Source organism: Photobacterium sp. SP02 (assembly GCF_038519165.1).
GTDB classification, from domain to species: Bacteria; Pseudomonadota; Gammaproteobacteria; order Enterobacterales; family Vibrionaceae; genus Photobacterium; species Photobacterium halotolerans.
This window is the reverse complement of the sequence record NZ_JASJOJ010000003.1, coordinates 1-20,452: the sequence shown is the minus strand read 5'-3', so window position 1 is coordinate 20,452 and position 20,452 is coordinate 1. Positions and strand designations below refer to the sequence as shown.

The 20,452-nt window shown below is 49.3% G+C and carries 17 protein-coding genes and 2 pseudogenes; 14 read left to right on the top strand and 5 right to left on the bottom strand.

Translation table 11 applies throughout. From position 1 onward, the window contains the following. Window positions 1–43: 43 nt before the first annotated feature. Both P0Y67_RS01930 and P0Y67_RS01925 read right to left on the bottom strand, forming a co-directional pair. Window positions 44–1,519 carry a Na+/H+ antiporter NhaC family protein gene (locus P0Y67_RS01930; protein WP_342390510.1) on the bottom strand — a complete coding sequence of 492 codons (1,476 nt, stop codon included), beginning with the start codon at window positions 1,517–1,519 and terminating at the stop codon, window positions 44–46. Window positions 1,520–1,545: 26 nt separating this feature from the next. After that, window positions 1,546–2,892 carry a glutamine synthetase family protein gene (locus P0Y67_RS01925; protein WP_342390509.1) on the bottom strand — a complete coding sequence of 449 codons (1,347 nt, stop codon included), beginning with the start codon at window positions 2,890–2,892 and terminating at the stop codon, window positions 1,546–1,548. A gap of 201 nt (window positions 2,893–3,093) precedes the next feature. On the opposite strand from P0Y67_RS01925, the gene P0Y67_RS01920 reads away from it, so the two are divergent. Genes P0Y67_RS01920 through gabT form a run of 8 tightly spaced genes read left to right on the top strand, consistent with a single transcriptional unit; the run spans window position 3,094 to window position 11,977 of the window. Then, entirely contained in the window at window positions 3,094–3,858 is a 765-nt protein-coding gene (locus P0Y67_RS01920) for a gamma-glutamyl-gamma-aminobutyrate hydrolase family protein (protein WP_342390508.1), read from the top strand. After that, a complete protein-coding gene (gene puuR / locus P0Y67_RS01915; RefSeq protein ID WP_342390639.1) occupies window positions 3,848–4,402 on the top strand; it encodes an HTH-type transcriptional regulator PuuR in 555 nt (184 codons plus the stop codon). Before P0Y67_RS01920 ends, puuR begins: the two co-directional genes overlap by 11 nt. A gap of 24 nt (window positions 4,403–4,426) precedes the next feature. Next, window positions 4,427–5,914: an aldehyde dehydrogenase gene (locus P0Y67_RS01910; RefSeq protein ID WP_342390507.1), complete on the top strand. Its 1,488-nt coding sequence runs from the start codon at window positions 4,427–4,429 to the stop codon at window positions 5,912–5,914. Window positions 5,915–5,926: 12 nt separating this feature from the next. Then, entirely contained in the window at window positions 5,927–7,204 is a 1,278-nt protein-coding gene (locus P0Y67_RS01905; protein ID WP_342390506.1) for an NAD(P)/FAD-dependent oxidoreductase, read from the top strand. A 22-nt stretch (window positions 7,205–7,226) separates the two neighbouring features. After that, on the top strand, window positions 7,227–8,096 hold the full coding sequence (aguB, locus tag P0Y67_RS01900; protein ID WP_342390505.1) for an N-carbamoylputrescine amidase: 870 nt from the start codon (window positions 7,227–7,229) through the stop codon (window positions 8,094–8,096). A gap of 30 nt (window positions 8,097–8,126) precedes the next feature. Then, window positions 8,127–9,230, top strand: coding sequence for an agmatine deiminase (gene aguA / locus P0Y67_RS01895; protein ID WP_342390504.1), 1,104 nt, complete (start codon window positions 8,127–8,129; stop codon window positions 9,228–9,230). A gap of 29 nt (window positions 9,231–9,259) precedes the next feature. Next, on the top strand, window positions 9,260–10,693 hold the full coding sequence (locus tag P0Y67_RS01890) for an NAD-dependent succinate-semialdehyde dehydrogenase (protein WP_342390503.1): 1,434 nt from the start codon (window positions 9,260–9,262) through the stop codon (window positions 10,691–10,693). 12 nt (window positions 10,694–10,705) lie between these two features. Next, complete coding sequence (gene gabT / locus P0Y67_RS01885; RefSeq protein ID WP_342390502.1) at window positions 10,706–11,977, top strand: 4-aminobutyrate--2-oxoglutarate transaminase; 1,272 nt, start codon at window positions 10,706–10,708, stop codon at window positions 11,975–11,977. A gap of 122 nt (window positions 11,978–12,099) precedes the next feature. Here gabT and P0Y67_RS01880 read toward each other — a convergent pair whose 3' ends face one another. Then, window positions 12,100–13,746, bottom strand: a complete 1,647-nt coding sequence (locus tag P0Y67_RS01880) for an ABC-ATPase domain-containing protein (RefSeq protein WP_342390501.1) — start codon at window positions 13,744–13,746, stop codon at window positions 12,100–12,102. A 188-nt stretch (window positions 13,747–13,934) separates the two neighbouring features. Between P0Y67_RS01880 and P0Y67_RS01875 the strand changes: the two genes are divergently transcribed. The 3 genes from P0Y67_RS01875 to P0Y67_RS01865 all read left to right on the top strand — a co-directional run bounded on the left by P0Y67_RS01875 (window position 13,935) and on the right by P0Y67_RS01865 (window position 15,684). After that, on the top strand, window positions 13,935–14,171 hold the full coding sequence (locus P0Y67_RS01875) for a hypothetical protein (RefSeq protein ID WP_342390500.1): 237 nt from the start codon (window positions 13,935–13,937) through the stop codon (window positions 14,169–14,171). Window positions 14,172–14,274: 103 nt separating this feature from the next. Continuing rightward, window positions 14,275–14,556, top strand: coding sequence for a peptidylprolyl isomerase PpiC (ppiC, locus tag P0Y67_RS01870; protein ID WP_027251162.1), 282 nt, complete (start codon window positions 14,275–14,277; stop codon window positions 14,554–14,556). 729 nt (window positions 14,557–15,285) lie between these two features. After that, complete coding sequence (locus P0Y67_RS01865) at window positions 15,286–15,684, top strand: aegerolysin family protein (protein ID WP_342390499.1); 399 nt, start codon at window positions 15,286–15,288, stop codon at window positions 15,682–15,684. Window positions 15,685–16,008: 324 nt separating this feature from the next. On the opposite strand, the pseudogene P0Y67_RS22995 reads toward P0Y67_RS01865, so the two are convergent. After that, window positions 16,009–16,700: pseudogene (locus P0Y67_RS22995) on the bottom strand (transposase). Window positions 16,701–16,852: 152 nt separating this feature from the next. On the opposite strand from P0Y67_RS22995, the gene P0Y67_RS01850 reads away from it, so the two are divergent. The 3 genes from P0Y67_RS01850 (at window position 16,853) to P0Y67_RS01840 (ending at window position 19,720) form a co-directional block, all read left to right on the top strand. After that, window positions 16,853–17,218, top strand: a complete 366-nt coding sequence (locus tag P0Y67_RS01850; protein ID WP_342390498.1) for a cupin domain-containing protein — start codon at window positions 16,853–16,855, stop codon at window positions 17,216–17,218. A gap of 110 nt (window positions 17,219–17,328) precedes the next feature. After that, window positions 17,329–17,796 (top strand): GNAT family N-acetyltransferase, encoded by a 468-nt coding sequence (locus P0Y67_RS01845; RefSeq protein WP_303460784.1) that lies wholly within the window; start codon window positions 17,329–17,331, stop codon window positions 17,794–17,796. A 616-nt stretch (window positions 17,797–18,412) separates the two neighbouring features. Further along, window positions 18,413–19,720 carry a TIR domain-containing protein gene (locus P0Y67_RS01840; protein WP_342390497.1) on the top strand — a complete coding sequence of 436 codons (1,308 nt, stop codon included), beginning with the start codon at window positions 18,413–18,415 and terminating at the stop codon, window positions 19,718–19,720. Between the two features lie 235 nt (window positions 19,721–19,955). Here P0Y67_RS01840 and P0Y67_RS01835 read toward each other — a convergent pair. Further along, window positions 19,956–20,084 (bottom strand): annotated as a pseudogene (locus P0Y67_RS01835) (IS110 family transposase); the annotation flags it as partial. Window positions 20,085–20,452 lie beyond the last annotated feature (368 nt).

Here is a 20,452-nt window from a genome sequence, read left to right as displayed (position 1 = left end):
TTTCTTGGGCTAGGTTTTTCTTGAGTTAGGTGTTGCGTTGTTATCAGGCGATAAACAGGAAGAACAGGGCGGTTGCAACAATACCAATCAGTGCATAAGGGATTTGGGTCAGAGCGTGCTGCATAGCGGTACAGCCACTACCTTGTGCAGACAGTACCGTGGAGTCACTGAAGAAGCATGAGTGACTGCCGGCCGCCGATGCTGACAACAGGGCGCCGATAGTGATAGAGACCGGCACACCAAGGTGCGCACCCAGCGGGAATACAATCGGCATGGCGACCGCAAACAATCCCCAGGATGAGGCGGTCGCAAAGACCAGCGCGGCCATCACAAGGAAGATGATTGCAGGGAACATCTGCGCCGACAGGTAAGGCGAAACAGTTTCGATAACATACTGTGTCAGGCCCAACTGGTCATTGACGTTTTTCAGCATGAAACCGGCGATGACGGTTGCCAGAGGCAGCATCATGATTTTGATACCGTCATAGACAGCCTCAAACATGGTGTTCACCGGCATCAGACGTTGTACGCCGTACAGGAACATGGTGAAAATCATGGCAACGAAGACACCAGCCAGCAAATCAATATCGAAATACCAGCTTGCGGCAACCAGCACTATCATAGGCAGGGCAAAGTTCAGCACACCAATGGTTGAGTTTGGATGCGCTTTCACATCTTCACCCAGTGCAATGTCAACACCACCGTCAGGCTGCACCTGACCATTCTGTGCCCGTTTCTCTGCCGCTTTCATCGCACCCAGATCAGGGATTTTTCCAGTGGCTACCAGGAACACAACCAGCAGTGTTACCCAGCCGTATGCCATATAAGGAATCGCATCAATATAGGCACTGATCCCTTTGCCGGATGCGGCAATGTCGTTATCTTCCAGCAGCGAGCTGAAGAAAATGGCCCAGGTGGAAATAGGCAGCAGGATACAAACCGGTGCGGCGGTGGAGTCGACCAGATAAGCCAGTTTCTCACGAGAGATGTTGTAGCTGTCTGTAATGCGCTTCATCGATGATGAAATCGCAATTGCATTCAGGTAGTCATCAATGAAGACCAGAATACCCAGCACGAAGGTCAGCACCATTGACTGGCGTTTGCTTTTGACTTTAGTGACCAGAGCTTCACTGAAACTCAGGATACTGCCGCCTTTTTCCAGTATGGTGATCAATCCGCCCATCAAGCCGCAGACCAGAATCAGCCAGGCAATGGTTTCATCCATCATGACTGTCATCGACACATCGACGACATTCCCGACGATCTGCTGAGGATCTATCATGATCAGGCCGACGATAGCGCCACTGAACAGGGCCTCGACGGTTCGGTGAGTTAACAACGCCACGGCCAGAACGAAAATGGTCGGTAACAAACTGTACCAGCCATAGGGCGTCCCTGTTTCATGGGTGTTACCAATAATGGCAAAAGTCCCGATGATCCCGGCAATTGCCAGAATAACCGACATGCTCTTCGCATTAGGCTTCTGCGGCGCATCTAATGCAGGTGTTTTCACTGTCATACAAGAATTCCTTTCCTATCTTTCAGTTACGCTGAATGAAGCATCCACTCAATTTCCAGTGGCGTGACGGCTTTTTCAAAATCCGCCAGTTCACGTTGCTTGCATGCTAGATAAAGCGAGATAAATGATTGCGGTAGGTACATCGACATTAGCTCGCTTGATGCAAGCTTTATTAGTGCGTCCGGCATGCGAAGAGGTAACTCTACCGCATTGTCGGCCAGTTGTGGCGGGCATTGCTCAAAAGTAAAACGTTCGCTGGCAAGCAAGCCAGCCAAGAGTACTGAAGCAAGCACATACGGGTTGACATCTGCTCCAGCGATACGATGTTCAATACGGCGGTTGTGGCTGTCACTCATTGGGATTCTGAGTGCAACCCCGCGGTGGTTTTCTCCCCAGTTGGCATGGGTGGGCGTGTACATAGAAGCCGAGAAGCGGCGGTATGAATTCACGTTCGGGCAAAGCAGTGCCATGGAATCCGGCATCATGGACAGCATGGCAGCCAGCGTCTGGTAATAGAAGGGGCTGGCTTCGCCTTCCTTATCGGAAAATAGGTTCTTGCCATCTTTATCTACCACGCTCAGATGCATGTGTTTGCCGTTACCGGCTTCGTCAGCATAGGGTTTGGCCATGAAAGTGACATCGAAATCATGGGCCTGAGCAACCTGGCGAATCAACCGCTTAGCCAGAATGACCTGATCGCAGGCATTAATAACATCTTGCTGGTGGTTAAAGTTGATCTCGAACTGACCTGGTGCCGATTCAGACAGTGCGCCTGAGGTATTCAGTCCCTGGGCAACCGCAGCGTCATTGAGATCGCGCAAAAACGCGGAATAATCATCAAGATTCTCTACGTTGTACACGTCTGAACGGTACTCTCTGTCATGGTGGATGGGGTTGAGAGGCGGCTGGATAGCGCCCTTAACCCCGCGGTTTTTATCCAGCAGATAAAACTCAAGCTCAATGGCGACAACCGGAAACTGCTCGCGTTGGTGAAGCTGCTCAAGCAGGTTCACCAGAACAGAGCGTATACAAAGGTCTGTCGGCTGGCTGCCATACTCATCCATCATGGTCAGCATGACCTGGCCGACTTCAGGATTAAAGGTGGTGGTCAGTGTGCCCGGTACCGGGTAACAGATATGGTCTGGTTCACCCAGTGCCTCGCCGAGTCCCGCTTCTTCAACCACATTCCCTTCAATGCTCAGCGAGATAGTAGAGAGAGGTAAGTAAACGCCTTTCTCAATTTTTTCAACCGCTTCGACTGGAATACGTTTGCCTCTCGGGGTTGCGTTGATGTCGGTAAAGAGCAAATCAACGAACCGGATCTCAGGCCACTTTTGTTTAAAATTTTTAACTTCTTCTTTAAATCCGTTCATTCACGAAACACCTCGTGTGGATACATCCTGTAACTTATATTTAACAGATGAACGCAAAATGGCAATAATTGTGTTCAAAATGTTCGAAATATCGAACGTCGATCAAATTTTAGTAACATTTTTGTAAATTGCAGGTTGATTTCCCTTAGTGCTCTAAGCTAGGTTTGTTCAATAAATCGAACACTGATGGCAGGAGAGACCATGATGAACTCAACAAAAGCTGGACCGGTAATTGGCGTTGTATGCTGCAAAAAATCACTGGAAGGCTATGGCATTCAAAGTGTTAATGAGTTCTATCTCCATGCGATCAAGCAGTTTGGTGCCAACCCGGTTCTGTTTCCGTCTGGCTCTACGGCTGAGGAAATTAAGCAACTGATTGGATTGGTCGACGGCGTGCTGCTGACCGGCAGCCATTCAAACGTTGCACCTGCCCGTTACGGTGCAGAGCATGATGAACCGAAAAAAGATGAAGGCCGTGATGCCTTGTCATTTGCACTGATAGACACCTGTATCAAAGAGAACGTGCCAATTCTCGGTATCTGCCGCGGATTTCAGGAGATGAATGTTGCGCTTGGCGGATCACTGCACCCGAAAGTGCATGAAGTGGAAGGCTTTAACGACCACAGGGAAAGCCCGCTCAATGACATGATCATCAAGTATTCAACGGCTCATCCGGTAAATATTTCTGACAACGGCACCTTTGCCGACTGGCTGGCGCCGCTGGACAACATTGAAGTGAACTCATTGCACGGCCAGGGTGTGAATCAATTGGCGCCGGGTCTTACTGTGGAAGCGGTTGCACCGGATGGTTTGATTGAAGCCTTTAGTTTACAGGCGCATCCATTTTTTATTGGTGTGCAGTGGCACCCAGAATGGCAAGCGACTGAAAACCATTTTTCACGAATTTTGTTTGATCAGTTTATGATATCGGCTTCAAAACGAAGGAGCCTCCATGATGGAAACTGACTCAATTGGTAAAAAAATCGCACAGCTAAGAAAAGAATACAAATTGTCTCAGCGTGAACTGGCAGAAAAAGCCGATATCACCCACAGCGCTATCTCATCAATCGAGAACAGCAAGGTGAGTCCGTCGGTCAGTTCATTACACAAGATAGTGAAAGTGTTCGATATGTCCTTGTCTGAGTTTTTTACACAAGATCAGGCATTTGATGAGCGTCCGGTGGTGATTAAACCTGAACAGCTGATTGAAATGGGCAATGAACAGGTCTCAATGAAACTGGTCTGCGACGGCCGCAAAGACAGACAAATGGGCTTTCTGATTGAGGTATACCAGCCTCATTCGAGCACAGGACTGATTAGCATCAAACACGAAGGTGAGGAAAGCGGAACGGTACTGGAAGGTGAAATAGAACTGGCGCTGGGTGACAAAACCTATGTCATCGGCGAAGGCGAAAGTTACCTGTTTGATACCAGTATTCCTCACAAGTTTACCAACAGAACGGACAAACTTTGCCGGATTGTCAGCGCACATACCCCGGCTAGTTTCTGACGTCCACACCCAAAAGGAAGGCGTATGAACACTCAACAGCAATGGACAGCACTAAAACAGCAGATAGACATTGAAGCCAGGGCATTCATTCACGGTGAATACCAGCATGCCCAGAGCGGTAACACCTTTGCGGTGATCAACCCGGCGACAGACGAGCATCTTGCTGATGTTGCCCGCTGTGACGCAAAGGATGCAGCAATTGCTGTTGAGATGGCCAGAAGTGCCTTTAACCGCGGAGACTGGCAAGATCAGAGCCCTGCACAGAGAAAAAAGGTGTTACTGGCGTTCGCCGACCTGATCGATCAGGATCGGGAAACCGTGGCCCTGCTGGAAACCCTGGATACCGGTAAACCTATCAGTCACAGTTTCAGTACTGATATTCCCGGCGCTGCCGCAGCTATTCGCTGGTACGCCGAAGCAATTGATAAAACCTATGGCGAAGTGGCGCCCACTGAAGTCAATGTGCATGCCTATATCACGCATCAGCCCATTGGCGTCGTTGCTGCCATAGTGCCCTGGAACTTTCCGCTCTGGCTCGCGTGCTGGAAATTAGGGCCAGCACTGGCGGCCGGAAACAGCGTGATTCTCAAGCCCTCTGAAAAATCCCCGTTAACCGCGATCCACCTTGGCAAACTGGCCAAACAAGCCGGTATTCCGGACGGCGTATTCCAGGTATTGCCGGGTTTCGGCCATGAAGTGGGCGATGCGCTCGCCCGTCATGACGATGTGGATTGCATTACCTTCACCGGCTCAACCCGGGTAGCCCGCCAACTGATGGTGTGTTCGGGTGAATCCAATATGAAGCGTGTCTGGGCCGAAGCGGGCGGTAAAAATGCCAATATCGTGTTCGCCGATTACAAAAACCTGGACAAGGCCGCGGCGGAAACCGCAGCGGGCTGTTTCTATAACCAGGGCGAAGTGTGCGTGGCAGCCACCCGCTTGCTGGTACATGAAAGCATCAAAGATGCGTTTGTCGCCAAAGTTATCGCGGCATCAAACGCCTTTACCCCGAAAGATCCGCTCGATCCTGCTTCGTCGATGGGCGCACTGATCGATCAGGAGCACAAAGCCAAAGTGCTGGACTATGTCGCCAAAGGGCAAGCGGCCGGCGCCAAAGTGCTGTGCGGCGGTGATGTTGCAGGGCAAGGCGCCTTTGTTGCCCCCGTGGTGCTGGGTGATGTCAGCAATGACATGGCGGTTGCCCGTGAAGAAATTTTTGGTCCTGTGTTGTGCGTGATTCCGTTCAGCACAGAAGAAGAAGCGATTGCGATCGCCAACGATTCCCCCTACGGGCTGGGTGCCGCGCTATGGACGTCCGATCTGGACCGTGCGCACCGGGTCGCCCGTCAGCTTCAGGCAGGTTCGGTCTGGATTAATAACTACAACGAAGGTGACATGACAGTTCCGTTTGGCGGCTTTAAACAAAGCGGCAATGGTCGGGATAAATCACTGCATGCCCTGGAGAAGTTCACAGAGGTGAAAACCACTTGGCTTCGTCTTGAGTCGTACTAAAAGGAGTTTACTGTGATTAATCATACCGGTTCTTTCTACGCCGCTACGGCGAACTATACGCGCGAGTTTCCAACCCTGACCGATAACATCGAGTGCGATGTGTGTATCGTGGGGGCGGGTTTCAGCGGTCTGTCATCGGCGCTGCACCTGGCGAAAAAAGGCTTTAAAGTGGTGGTTCTCGAAAGTGCCAAAGTGGGCTTTGGCGCAACGGGCCGTAACGGCGGCCAAATCGTCAACAGCTACAGTCGTGATGTCGATGTCATCGAGAAACGTTACGACAAAAAAACCTCGGATGTGCTGTGCAGCATGATTTTTGAAGGCGGCGATATTATTCGCGGCCTGATTGAAGAATTTAATATTGACTGTGATCATCGTCAGGGCGGTTTGTTCACTGCGGTGAACAACAAACAGTTAGAAGGGCTGAAACACCATAAAGCCAACTGGGAGCGCTACGGCAATAAAGATCTGACACTGCTCGATAAAGCTGAGCTGCAAACTATGGTGGGCACTGACGTTTACGAAGGCGGTTTGCTGGACATGCGTGGCGGCCATATTCATTCACTGAACCTGGCGCTGGGCGAAGCCGAAGCCATTATTCAGATGGGCGGACAGATTTTTGAACAGTCAGCCGTTACCCGGATTGAAAAAGGCGCCAAACCTGTTGCTCACACCAGCCAGGGCTCAGTCAAAGCGCAATATATGGTACTGGCCGGCAATGCTTATCTGGGTGGTCTGGCGCCGAATATCAGCAATAAAGCCATTCCATGCGGCACACAGGTGGTGACGACAGAACCACTGTCAGATGCACTGTGCGATGAGCTGCTGCCGCAACGTTACTGCGTAGAAGACTGCAATTACCTGCTGGATTACTTCCGCATTACCGGCGACAACCGGATGCTGTTTGGCGGCGGTGTGGTGTACGGCGCACGTGATCCGGCCAACGTAGAGAAACTGATCCGTCCGAAGATGGAAAAAGTCTTCCCTCAGTTAAAAGGCGTGAAACTGGATTTTGCCTGGACCGGTAACTTCCTGCTGACCTATTCACGTATGCCGCAATTTGGCAGTTTTGCTGACAACATATACTACCTGCAAGGATACAGCGGCCATGGCATTACCTGTACGCATCTTGCCGGCAAACTGCTGGCTGAAGCGCTGACCGGACATGCTGAGCGTTTTGATGCATTTGCGTCTCTGCGTCATTACGCCTTCCCGGGCGGGCGCCATTTCCAGGTGCCGTTTACGGCGCTTGGGGCCGCTTACTACAACTTACGCGACAAGCTCGCTATCTAAGGATCGGAAAAGGAAGAGAACAATGTCAAAGACAGTGACTTTTGCTTCAGTGCAGCTTTCGATGTCGTGGGATATCGATAATAACCTGAAAAAGATCAGCCAGGCGGTGAAAGAAGCCGCTGACAATGGCGCGAACGTTGTGGTGCTGCAAGAACTCTTTGCTGCTCCTTACTTCTGTAAAGAACAGGTAGCCAGGTATTTCGATCTGGCAGAAGAAACCGATAACAGCCCGTTAATTGCTCACATGAGCCAGCTGGCGCGTGAATTTAATGTCGTGATTCCGGTGAGTTACTTCGAGCGTGCAGGCAACAGCTTTTTTAACTCTCTGGTGATGATCGACGCTGACGGCACTGTGATGGACAACTACCGTAAATCACACATTCCTGATGGTCCGGGTTACAGCGAGAAATTCTACTTCAGCCCTGGTGATACCGGCTTCAAAGTCTGGCAAACCCAATTTGGCAAGTTTGGGGTAGGGATCTGCTGGGATCAGTGGTTCCCGGAGCTGGCACGTTGTCTGGCGCTGGCAGGCGCAGAAGCGATTTTCTATCCGACCGCCATTGGCTCTGAGCCTCAGGATCCAACGCTGGACTCACGCGATCACTGGCAGCGCACTATGCAGGGCCACTCTGCTGCCAACCTGATACCTGTGATCGCCGCCAACCGCACCGGCGTGGAAACCGACGATGGCATTGAAACCACCTTCTATGGCTCATCATTTATTACCGATCATACCGGCAAGAAACTGGCCGAAGCGGGGCGTGATGAAGAAACCATCATTTATGCCACCATCGATCTGGAAGCAACAGCCAAAGCCCGCTACAGCTGGGGGCTGTTCCGTGACCGTCGTCCGGATCTGTACACACGTATCAATTCCCTGACGGGCAAGTAATTCACACGGATTCAATAAAGGAAGTCTGCCATGGAACGACAGGGCACCCCTTCAGAGCACGGCTATTATTTCCCTGCGGAGTTTGCGCCGCAGGAACAGGTTTGGCTGGCATGGCCGGAGCGGTCTGATAACTGGCGTGAGTCTGCGAAGCCAGCGCAGCACGCTTTTACTCAGGTTGCGACGGCCATCAGCCAACATACCAAAGTCTGCGCGGCAGTCAGCCCCAGTCAGTATCTGACGGCAGCACTCATGTTGCCGGAAGACATTGAGATTGTTGAAATGCCGCTCAATGACGCCTGGATGAGAGACATCGGCCCGACCGTTGTGGTGAACCATCACGGTGAGCGCCGTGGGATCAGCTGGCAGTTCAATGCATGGGGCGGAGAAGTCGATGGTCTGTATGCGCCCTGGAATGACGACGATCAGGTGGCGGCGACCATTTGCGACCACCTCGGGCTGGATTACTATCGCGCACCTTTCGTGCTGGAAGGGGGAGCCATTCACACCGATGGCGAAGGCACCCTGTATACGACGGAAGAATGCCTGCTGTCTGCCGGACGGAATCCGCATCTCAGTAAAACAGAGATCGAAGCGTATCTGGCCGATTACCTGTCCATCAGCAAGGTGATCTGGTTGCCGGAGGGCTTGTTTAACGATGAGACCAATGGCCATGTTGATAATCTGCTGCACGTGATTGCGCCGGGTGAAGTGGTCCTGAGCTGGTGTGACGATCCTGAGGATCCGCAATATGCGATCTCCCGCCGGGCGCTTGATGTACTGGAGAGCAGCACCGATGCCAAAGGGCGGCGTATCCGGGTGCACAAGTTGCCGATCCCGGGTCCGCTATATTTAACACAAGAGGAAGCGGCCGGTATTGAGCCTTCAGGCGGAATGAAACGTGAAGCTGGCGAACGTTTGGGTGGCTCTTATGCCAACTTCCTGATGTGCAACAAAAACGTATTTTTGCCCTTGCTGGACTCAGCCAGTGATCAGCAAGCCATGGATATACTGCAAGCGGCACTGCCGGATTACCAGATTATCGGTATACCGACCCGGGAAGTGCTGCTGGGTGGCGGCAATATCCATTGTATTACTCAGCAGATCCCTGACGCACTTGCCTGCAAACAGGGCTGACAGGTCTGGTCAAATGAAAAGGTTTTATTATGCAGCAAATTAAGAACCGCACTTTGCTCGCTTTTGTGTGCGAGCCATCCGACACCTCACTGGCTGTGACCAATCCGGCTGACGGTGAAGTGTTGTGTCATATTCCGACTCAGAATGAAGCGGAAATTGTTTCTGCCATTGAACGCGCCAATACCGCGCAAAAGGCCTGGGCGAAAACCAGCGCTAAAGAGCGTGCGGTGATCCTGCGTCGCTGGTTTGATCTGATTATGCAAAACCAGGACGATCTCGGCCGTCTGATGACCTTAGAGCAAGGCAAACCGCTGGCCGAAGCCAAAGGCGAAGTGGCCTACGGTGCCAGTTTTATTGAGTGGTTCTCGGAAGAAGCGAAACGTACCTATGGCGATTCCATTCCTGGCCCGACGACAGATAAACGCATCGTGACGATCAAGCAGCCCATCGGTGTGGCCTGTGCTATCACTCCCTGGAATTTCCCGATTGCGATGATCACCCGTAAAGCCGCGCCTGCACTGGCGGCGGGTTGTACCTTTATCTGCAAACCTGCCAATCAGACGCCTTTGTCAGCCTATGCAGTGGCGGAATTAGGCTATCAGGCCGGTATTCCGCGCGACGCGCTTCAATTAGTCGTGAATGCCTCGTCCAGCATGGTAGGCAAGGTGTTCACCGGCAGTCCGCTGATCCGTAAGTTGTCCTTTACCGGCTCCACCGGTGTCGGTCGCCTGCTGATGGCGCAATGTGCCGACAGCATCAAGCGCACGTCGATGGAGCTGGGCGGCAACGCGCCATTCATCGTGTTTGACGATGCCGATATCGATCTGGCGGTCAAAGGCGCGCTGGCCTCTAAATTCCGTAATGCCGGCCAAACCTGCGTGTGTGCCAACCGCTTCTACGTGCAGGACGGTATTTACGATGCCTTCGTTGCCAAATTCAAAGCTGAAGTCGAAAAGCTCAAAGTGGGCAACGGGCTGGATGACGGCGTGACTATCGGTCCTGTGATTGATGCGTCGGCCAAAGAAAAGATCATGCACCTGACCGATCACACTGTTGCTCAGGGCGCAACACTGGTGACGGGCGGGCAGCAGCTTGACGGCCTGTTTGTCCAGCCGACGATTCTGGCGGATGTCACGCACGACATGGATATCGTGCAGGAAGAAATCTTTGGCCCGATTGCACCTGTCATCCGGTTCAGCACGGATGACGAGCTGATCGACATGGCCAACGATACCATTTACGGCCTCGCTTCTTACTTCTACAGCCAGAACATCAACCGGATCTGGAAAGTGGCAGAAGCACTGGAATACGGCATGGTGGGCATTAATGAAGGCATGATTTCAACCGAAGTGGCCCCGTTTGGCGGGGTGAAACAATCCGGTATCGGACGTGAAGGTGCCAAGCAAGGCATCGACGAATACATGGACATTAAATACCTCTGTTTTGGCGGCATTCAAGCATAAGGAAGGGAAGTGATGAGCAATCAAGCATGGCAAGCACGTAAGCAACAAGTGATCGCACAGGGAATGGGCAACCTGAATCCGCTGTATGTAGAAACTGCAAAGAATGCCGAAATCTGGGATATCGAAGGTAATCGCTATATTGATTTTGGTTCGGGTATCGCGGTGAACAACACAGGCCATTCACACCCGCGTATTGTCGAAGCGGTCAAAGCGCAGCTGGATAATTTTTCCCATACCTGTGCCATGGTGACGCCGTACACGTCCTTTGTGGAACTGGCGGAACAACTGACAGCACGCGCCCCTGGTAACACAGCGAAAAAAGCCGTCTTTCTGACCACAGGTGCAGAAGCGGTCGAAAACGCCATCAAAGTTGCCCGTGCGCACACCAAACGCAGTGGCGTGATTGCGTTTAAAGGCGGTTTCCACGGCCGGACCAATATGACCATGGGGCTGACCGGTAAAGTGGCACCTTACAAAGCGGGTTTCGGTCCCTTCCCGGGCGAAATCTATCATGCCCCTTATCCGAATGCGTTCCACGGCATCAGTATTGAAGACAGCCTGCAGGCGATTGACGATCTGTTCGCCTGTGATATTGAACCGTCACGTGTTGCCGCCATTATCTTTGAGCCGGTTCAGGGCGAAGGGGGCTTTTACCAGGCGCCGCCTGCGTTTGCCCAGGCGCTGCGTGAACTATGTGACAAACACGGTATTCTGCTGATTGCTGACGAAATTCAAACCGGTTTTGCCCGTACCGGCAAAATGTTCGCTACTGAGTACTTGGGTATTGAGCCGGATATGATGACCATGGCAAAAGGGATTGCAGGTGGTTTCCCAATCTCAGCCCTGGTGGGTAAAGCCGATATCATGGACGCTGCTGGCCCCGGCGGTCTGGGCGGGACTTATGCCGGTTCACCTCTGGGTTGTGTCGCAGGTCTGGAAGTGCTCAAGATCATTGATGAAGAGCAGCTGTGCGAGAAAGCCCTGAAAATTGGCGAAGTGATGACCAGCCATTTCCGTGCGCTTCAGTCTGATTTCCCTGTCATTGGTGAGGTACGTAATCTGGGCGCGATGATTGCTGTTGAGTTTGTCGATCCTCAGTCCGGTGCCCCCATGGCTGATCTGACCAAATCGCTGGTGGCTCAGGCGCGGGAAGAAGGTGTTATTCTGTTGTCTTGTGGCGTGAAAGGAAACGTGATCCGCTTCCTGCCTGCCCTGACGATTGAAGATGAGATCCTTGCCGAAGGCATCGAGAAAGTGAAAAAAGCACTGGCAGCATTGGTGTAAATTTCACAGCCCCGGGTCTTAGGTAGTAAAAGAGTATTAAAAAGGGCATACCTGAGTATGCCCTTTCTGTTTCTGTTTCTGTTTCTGTTTCTGTTTCTGTTTCTGTTTCTGTATAGGACCGATTATTTAAACTCGGCTTTTCGCATCCGGTTCAAGACGGCCATGACATCGACAACGCGGGGTTTGGCTAAATCACCATAGTTTGGCATGGTGCGGAACCATTCATCTTGCAGCATTTTCTGGAAGGCGGTCACGGGTTGCTTTTCCCAGCCTTTGAGCTGCGCCAGCTGACACCATAACCAGCCAATAGTATGGAGCTGGCTGGCATCGGCAACTTGCTCTAAGGCCTGCAGATCCACGAACTCACGACCAAAGCGCAGACTTTGCTTATTTTTGACCTGGATACGGAATTTACCTTCTTCCAGCTGCGCCTGAAGACCGGAGCGGTTCAGCTGGCGAACACGCGGTTGCTCAATGGTATCGCTGCCTTCCGGCTGGCGCTGCGTCGGGTGCGACAGCACGACAATTTTCGCTTTAGCGGTGACATCAACCGCTTCATAGTTGTGCATCTGGATCACTGTATCAGCGACATCCAGGTAGTCCCCTGAGCCGCCCATCACCAGCATGACAGAGACGTTCAGGTGATTGCGCAGCAAAGCAATACGATCAACCAGCGGGGTGATCGGTTCATCTTCTTTCGCAATCAATGCCTGCATGCGCTCGTCACGGATCATAAAGTTTGAAGCGGACGTATCTTCATCGATCAACAGGGTTTGGGCACCAGCTTCCAGCGACTCTTGCAACCAGGCTGCCTGCGAGGTCGAACCGGAGGCATTTTGTGTGCTAAAGCAGGTGGTGTCTTTACCCATAGGCAGATTATTGATGTAGGGCGACAAATCGACGCTGTGAACACAGCGGCCATCTTCTGCACGAATTTTGCTGGCAGTTTCATCGGCAACCACATATTCGCGGCCATCACCCGGGACATGATCATACACAGCATTCTCGACCGCATTCAGCAGGGTCGATTTACCGTGAAAGCCGCCACCGACAATCATGGTAATACCGGTGGGGATGCCCATACCGCGCAGTTTGCCAGCGTGAGGCGCGTTTAATTCAACAGCCAGGCTGTCCGGGCTGATGAAGGGCACAGCGTCAGGCATTGGCTGCTCGCTGTTACCGGCAAGGCGTGGTAACACGCTGTGATCGGCCACGAAGGCAATCAGGTTTTTTTCTTTGAGCTGCGAACGCAGTGCCACCTGATCTTCAACGGTTTCACAATGGCGGCGCAGATCGTCCATCGGCAGTTCACGTGCAATCGTCGCACGACGGATGATTTTCGGCAGCGTGAAGGTCAGCAGGTTGAGCGCTTTCTTGGCAATGATGGTACGGCCGTCAGCAGGGAGATCGACACGAAAACGCAGTTCAATGGCATCGTCGTCGAAAACGACAGCAGTGCGGTCCAAAACGGCCTGACCCGGACGGTCAATCTGAATCTCGTTCACTTCTCTGGCCAGATCGGCAAACTGACGGGCGATAAAATCACGCGCTGCGCGCTGATAGTCTGCCGACTGGTCTTTCAGCCAGGCCAGATCCGTGAGTGACCACTGGCGCCGGGCGCGAACGCGTGTCGCAGGCGCGAAAGGATCCGACTGAGGGATATCGATAAAGAAATCGTAATCAACAAAGTTGTACTGACCCCGCAGGCTGGAATAGCTGCGGTAATTACGACGGTCAATTTTTTTGAGTCTGGCTTCTAGTAAGTCCATGGTCACTCGATATCACTGGCAATAAACATTGGGGGCAGGAGTGTACACCAAAGCACAGTTATGTGCATGTTATTCGGTGATCCAGCTCCCGCTTATCAGGCATTCAAACCTTAGTCTAATTGTTAGCGTACCGGGTTTTCGTCACTGTGATGAGAAAAGACACTTTCCACGCTATTCAAGGAGTCAGTATGTTGGAAATGGCATCAAAATCGGCCGAATGGCTATTGCTGCTGAGCGGCGTGATCCTGATCTTGACCAGTATGGTGCAATACGGACGCCGCACCCGTAATTGGGGCGGGGTAATGACGATGTTCTACAAGCGCGTCAGCATGACAGCCATCGAGTTCAAGTTTTACCGTTCCGGGGTGGCCGCCGTGATATTGGCTATTGTGCTCAGAATGATGAACCTGATCTTCTGGCCATGACAGACGGCGTGCAGAGAGCGTAAATAAAGCGAGAACTTGCCAGTTGATGTGATTTGTCGCACACTTGCCGCCCATCAAGATTCTGACAATAAAGGCGGGTATTATGGCCTCTACCGCAGCGGCACTGCACATTCTGGTGAAGCATAAAGAACAAGCTGATGATATTTTGCAGCAGCTGAAAAAAGGCGCAAAATTTCAGACGCTGGCAAAGAAATATTCAACCTGTCCATCCGGCAAGCGCGGTGGCGATCTCGGTGAATTTCGCAAAGGCATGATGGTGCCGGCTTTCGATAAAGCCGTGTTTACCGGCAAAGTGCTGGAACCGATTGGCCCGGTGAAGACCAAGTTTGGGTATCATGTGATTAAGGTTTTATATCGCACGTAAGTGGTGCATTAACACTTTTGAATTCGTTTGTATGTCGCGCTTGAGTCTGAAGCATCCCTTCGCAGTGTACTCAGCGCGCCAGATACTCTTTTGAGGCAAAAAGAGTACCCAGAAATGCCTTTTTGTTCTTTGGTGTGGTTCGGGTCGGTTGTAGGCGCTCCCGGCGCCGACAACCTAAAAATTCGTCCTGAATTTTTCCCTGGGGGAGAGGCAAGCCTCGATCTTCTCATTTCTGCTTTATAGCACACGCCAAAATCTATTTAAGTTAACTATAATTCAATTGCTTAGCGTCATTTCCGCGCAGGCGGGAATCCATGTGGCGAGTGCGATTCTATGGCTTCTCTGTACAGGGTAAGTGACTGATGTCGCTTTTCTCACAAGACGAAGTGTCGCTGATTTTTGGGGTTAGTCATAAAATACAAAAAAAGTATGAAATATCAGTTGGTTAACAGAAGCAGCTTGAGTAGGATACACGACATAGTGTCGTGTATCCTACTGATAGATCTATTTGGTTAAGCGCATTTAGTTCAATATAATCAATCGCTTAAGTTTTTTATGATTGAAAGAGTTATATGACAGAGTTATGTGAAACCATGTCGTTGAATAAAATGTTATATTTTTTATGAGCCTTGATGCATTATATTTGATGGTCTATCTTAAATTTGCTTATCTCAAGTTGGCTATGAGAACAGATAAGTAGACTTATCATTCATGAAAAGGGTATATAATATGGCTTATGCACAATGGATTAGCATTACAATTGAACCTAAAAATTATGACGTCACTATCAAAAATATTCATAGTGATTGGGGCAAATTTTATCAAGGAAGTAAGGACCACGAAATCTCTCCAGAAGATATTGATGGTCGAGTCGTAAAAGCTGGTGAAAAATTCACGATATCTTCATGTGGTCGTTCGGATGCGTCTTCTGGAACTGAAGGTTCTTTTGATATATATCGAGATGACACGCACGTAGGTAACTACTACTGGGATTGTCCATGGGGAAGTAAGACAAACACATCGACTTGGACTAATGATAACTCTAATTTTATAACTCAAGTTACGGGTGGAAATCTAGACAGTGGTGCGATCGGTAACGTAAGTATAGTTTCCGTATATATAGGCTGATTAGCTGTTCATTTTTAGCATTTGAAGGCTCGATATGTGTCGAGTCTTCTTTATTTCAGGGTATAAATCTAACAAATAAGGATACGTGTCGCGCAGCCGACACTTCTATCCGGGTGTTGGACAAGCCCGGACAACCTTATTAAGCAAATTGGTCGGTTGGGATTCGGTGGGGGTCGCGCCCGCGGTTTTCTTCAGGGCGAGCGCAGCCGGGAAGTGACCACGGTGTGTTTCACTTCAATGGGTTACCGCCTGAATTCGGTCTTGCGTTGGCTTTCTCCTCGTTGATGATGCTACGCCATTCTCCTTATTGTGTTTGCCTTCCGGCTATCCCGGTCGGGTGATGCCGACGCAGTGCATTGCTTGCTGGCAGCTTGGGCAGTCCCGTGTTGCTTTCAGTGGCTCGGTTTTCACAGACAACTGCCATGTCGGCAAGCTGAGCAATATCTGTTGGATGGTGAGCCGCAGTGTTCGTGCGCTGCCATGCAGCAAGCCGTAGTCCCGCACCCGTTGCAACCCTTTTGGCAGCACATGCTGCTAGATCAGCCACAAGAACTGCACGACCGGCAGGGTACGTGTTGCCGGTTGCCGGGTCTGGCTGTCGCTATAACGGAAGGTCACCTGACGGTCATTGAGTCGGATAATATCCTTGTCGGGCAAGACGCCCCGGTAGAGGTAGCGCGACAGGTATTGCAATGCCGGTACCCCCGTCCGACCGCACGGCAGTTGACGATGTTGAGACATGTCCACTGTTTGTTGAGGGTATAGCGGTAGAAGAACTGCAGGCCGTTGCGGTCGAGTTTGACGGTGCTCCATGAGTGAGTGTGGATGAGTTGGCGGAAGTAGGCACGTAACTGCTCGGTTGTCAGCGTGTCAGGCGGGCAGTCGAAAAAGGCGGAAACACGACGTACCGCACGGCTGTAGGCATCAACGGTCGCCGGGTGCTTGCCTTCTAGGATAAGATCATCAAGGTGTTGCTGGTATAGCGCGTCGAAATGGCGCTGCTGTTGGGCGTTCATGATACGGTCTCCAGTCCGCTGCCCGGATGGCAGGGTTCAGAGATCAGTATGTGGGCTGCTGTAGCTCTGCCGCGCAGCGGCTTGGTTCAACAAGTTAAGTCAGCAGGACGCCGCATGCTTAAGGCGTTAACTGCAATCGGACAGGAGTTCGGATGAACTATCAGGCGGTAAATTTCAAAAACAAGTTGGGCCTTTTTAATGAGCAGTGGTCACCTAAGGTGATTGCTGAGATGAATGACTATCAGTTCAAGGTCGTTAAAATTCAAGGCGAGTTCGTGTGGCATGACCACAAAGATACAGATGAAACGTTCATCGTGCTTGAGGGTAGTCTCAGAATAGATTTCAGAGATGGGTATGTGAATCTCTCTGAGGGCGAAATGTACGTTGTTCCTAAGGGAATTGAACACAAGCCTTTTGCGGAAAATGAGGCGAAAGTTTTGCTTATTGAGGCGCGGGGAGCTGTGAATACAGGTGAGAATACTGGGAGTCAAACAGCTGAAAATGATGTTTGGATCTAAAGCAGTTAACAATCGCAGGCACGGCGACGTCTTTTCCATTAAGGTTTCGCCCCACTTCAAAGCCGCGCATGCTGCGGGCGTTAGTTTACAATCTGTTTCAGAGGAATAATATGGAAATTAGGCGAGCTCTTAAATCTGATATAGATTCGCTGTTACTTTTAAATCAACAAATTGGTGTTCTGCATTTCGAAAATGCCCCAGAAGCGTTTGTTAAACCTTCATCTGAAGAAAGACAGTTCCTTCTAAATGCACTGAACGATTTATCTAGGCTCTTTTTGGTTGCTGACGTTTTGGGCGAAGTGGTTGGGTTTGTTACTGCGACGGTAACTCAAAATGAAGCCGTTCCTTTCTTGGTAAAAACTCCCATTTGTAGAGTTGGCACTATCGTTGTCGATGAAAATGCCAGAGTGTCAGGCGTTGGAAGACAGTTAATGGTTCAATGTACGGAATGGGCAAAGTCTCAAGGGGCAGAACAGATGAGGCTTGAAGTTATGTCATTCAATAGCAATGCTCAAAAGTTTTATGCCAAGTTAGGCTTTGAAGAGCAATCAAAAACGATGTGGAAACCTGTAAGCTAATAAATCAGGAAAAATGTCGCGTAGCCGACACTTTATCCGGGTGTTGGACAAGCCCGAAGCGGCATTATAATGGAAACAGTTTGGTTGAACGCCAAAAGGCGGCGATGCGGACTGTTTTTATCAGGCGCAGTAAGCCCATAAGCTATCGTATGGCTAATAAATTCAATTGGTTACATGATTTCCTGTCGGCTGTAGTGTGTTCCTTCGCTTGCTGTGTGGCGGCCATTTTTCTTGTTCTGTTCGTTGTGCTGAAAGCGCCATGTATTTTGATGCCATGATCTTTGGCGTATAGCTGAGCTTAATTAGTTCTCAGGCCCAGTAATGAGAGATTCCAGTGGCTTCCATCCCGATAATGATTAGCGAGATATTGGCAAATGTCGAGAGGATTTTTGACCGTGTTATTGTTTGTGAATCAACACCTTGCCTCGATGATCTTCACCGTGGATACTAAAGCTATGTTTTGCTAAATCAATGCCATAGACAAATTGAGACATGGTGGCCTCCGGTAGACAGGATAAGACTTACCAAGTGTGGCAAAACCTGATGAGGGGGAGTCCATGTCATTCGTTAGCTGTACATCGAAGTCAAATAGTAATTTTACGATTAGTTGGTAATAATGAATAAAAATATATTTTTATCGTACTCATGGTCAGACATGAAGATTGCTGATCAAATAGAAGAGGACTTAAGCCGTTTACAACTTAACTTACGAAGAGATGTAAGGGATTTAGCTTATAAAAACAGCATATCAGACTTCATGGAATCAATACGTGATTCTGACTTTGCAATCTTGTTAATTAGTGATAGTTACTTGCGTTCAAAAAATTGCATGAAAGAAGTTTTGCACTTGCTAAAAGACAGAGACTACGAAGATAAGATCTTACCCGTTATTGTGAAAGGAACTGAGATTTACTCGACTGCAGGTAGACTATCGTACACTAGGCATTGGTTAGAAGAGCAAGAAAACCTCAAGGAGGTTATCAACACTTTACCGGCCACATCTGTCGTTAGCGAAATCTCTGAGCTAAAGACGGTCGAAACTATTACATCTCAAATTAATGATTTCCTTACATACATTAGCGATAATAAAAACTTAACTTTTGAAGAACTTAAATCAGAAAGCTATTCTTCAATCTTGGATTGCTTAGGTGGCGTAAATATTACTCATTTAGTAAAGCTTTTGAATATTTCTTTCATCGACGATGTCGATGAAAAAGAGATTGAACTTGATCAATGGTTTGAAGACTATGAACCTACATCTGATGCATACTCAATCAGAGCTAGTATTGCATCAGAGCGAGGAAACATAAAAAAAGCTGAGATTAATTTTAATAAAGCTTTAGAAGTAAATGAAAATAATGCTTACGCTTTGAATAATTATGGATTTCTATTGTACAGGCTTGATATTGAGCATGAAAAATCTAAAGAGTTATTTGAAAAAGCAATAGCAGTCATGCCTAACCTAACTGAAGCAAGGCTAAATTTAGGGGTTTTATTGACTAGACGTTTTGATGCTTATGAACAAGCAAAAGAGCAATATGAAGCCATAATATCTTACAATCCAGCAGAATCTAGAGCCTATGCTAATTTGGTTAATTATTATAAAGATCGCGGTAAAAATAATAAGCAAAATAAACTAAAAATTGTAGAGCTCTACGAGAAAGCAATAGAATTAAACCCCGATTACCTTGAGGCTCATATGGCTCTGGGAAGTCATTTATCAGAGTTTTTAGGTGAGCATGATAAGGCAATCACGCATTACGATGAGATGCTACGTATTGACCCTAAATCTAGTGAGTTAGTAACAACGTTAAAGCAGAGAGTTGACTCTCTCCGTAATCCAAAATTAAGTCTAAAACAGTCTAGAAATGAGCTTTGTAACTGCGGTAGTGGTCAAAAATATAAAAAGTGTCATGGTGCATAAGTACAGTTAACAAACGACTATGGCGTCAATCGTTAAAATCATGCTGATTTTTCATTCCATAAGACGCCATCGCGTAACATAGAATTGAGGATAGGGCGCGAGCATACTTCGTTCACTTCTTGTTCAAGTGGTGAACGAGCTTAAAATCTAGGCCAGTTTTTACGAAAATTGCCGAGAAGATGAAAAATTTTGAGTTCAACAAATATACTAAGTGTTTATTATCTGAATGAATAAGTTAGTATGCTCTCACCCTGGAATTGAGGATGATAACCATCTTCCTGACACAGGCGATAATCGCCATTTTTTTGGTTTTTCCTTCAGCCAGAAGTCGTTGATAGGTTCGTTTAAAAACAGGGTTACACTGCATTAGGCATAATAGAATCATAAAAGGAAAGATTAATGGGCTTTTTCTCAAAATCAGAAATAGTAGGGACATTAAAGTGGGAACGTATTGAGAATGAAGGCGGACCGCGGGATGCTTGGAGAGCGAAAGTACATGGAGGCTGGCTATTCATAACGTGGTGGGGTGCTACCTATCAAGGCAGTGGCACAACATTTATACCTGATCCTCAGCATGAGTGGCAGCTAGAGTCGAAAGTTTAGTATCAAGCTAAATGCCTAAACAAATAAGGATAAGTGCGCATAGCCGACAATTGCGTATTCCGACGAAGTTGAACACTTATTCCGGCTGAACATGAACACTTAACTTTTTCAACGTATCACGACAGTTGT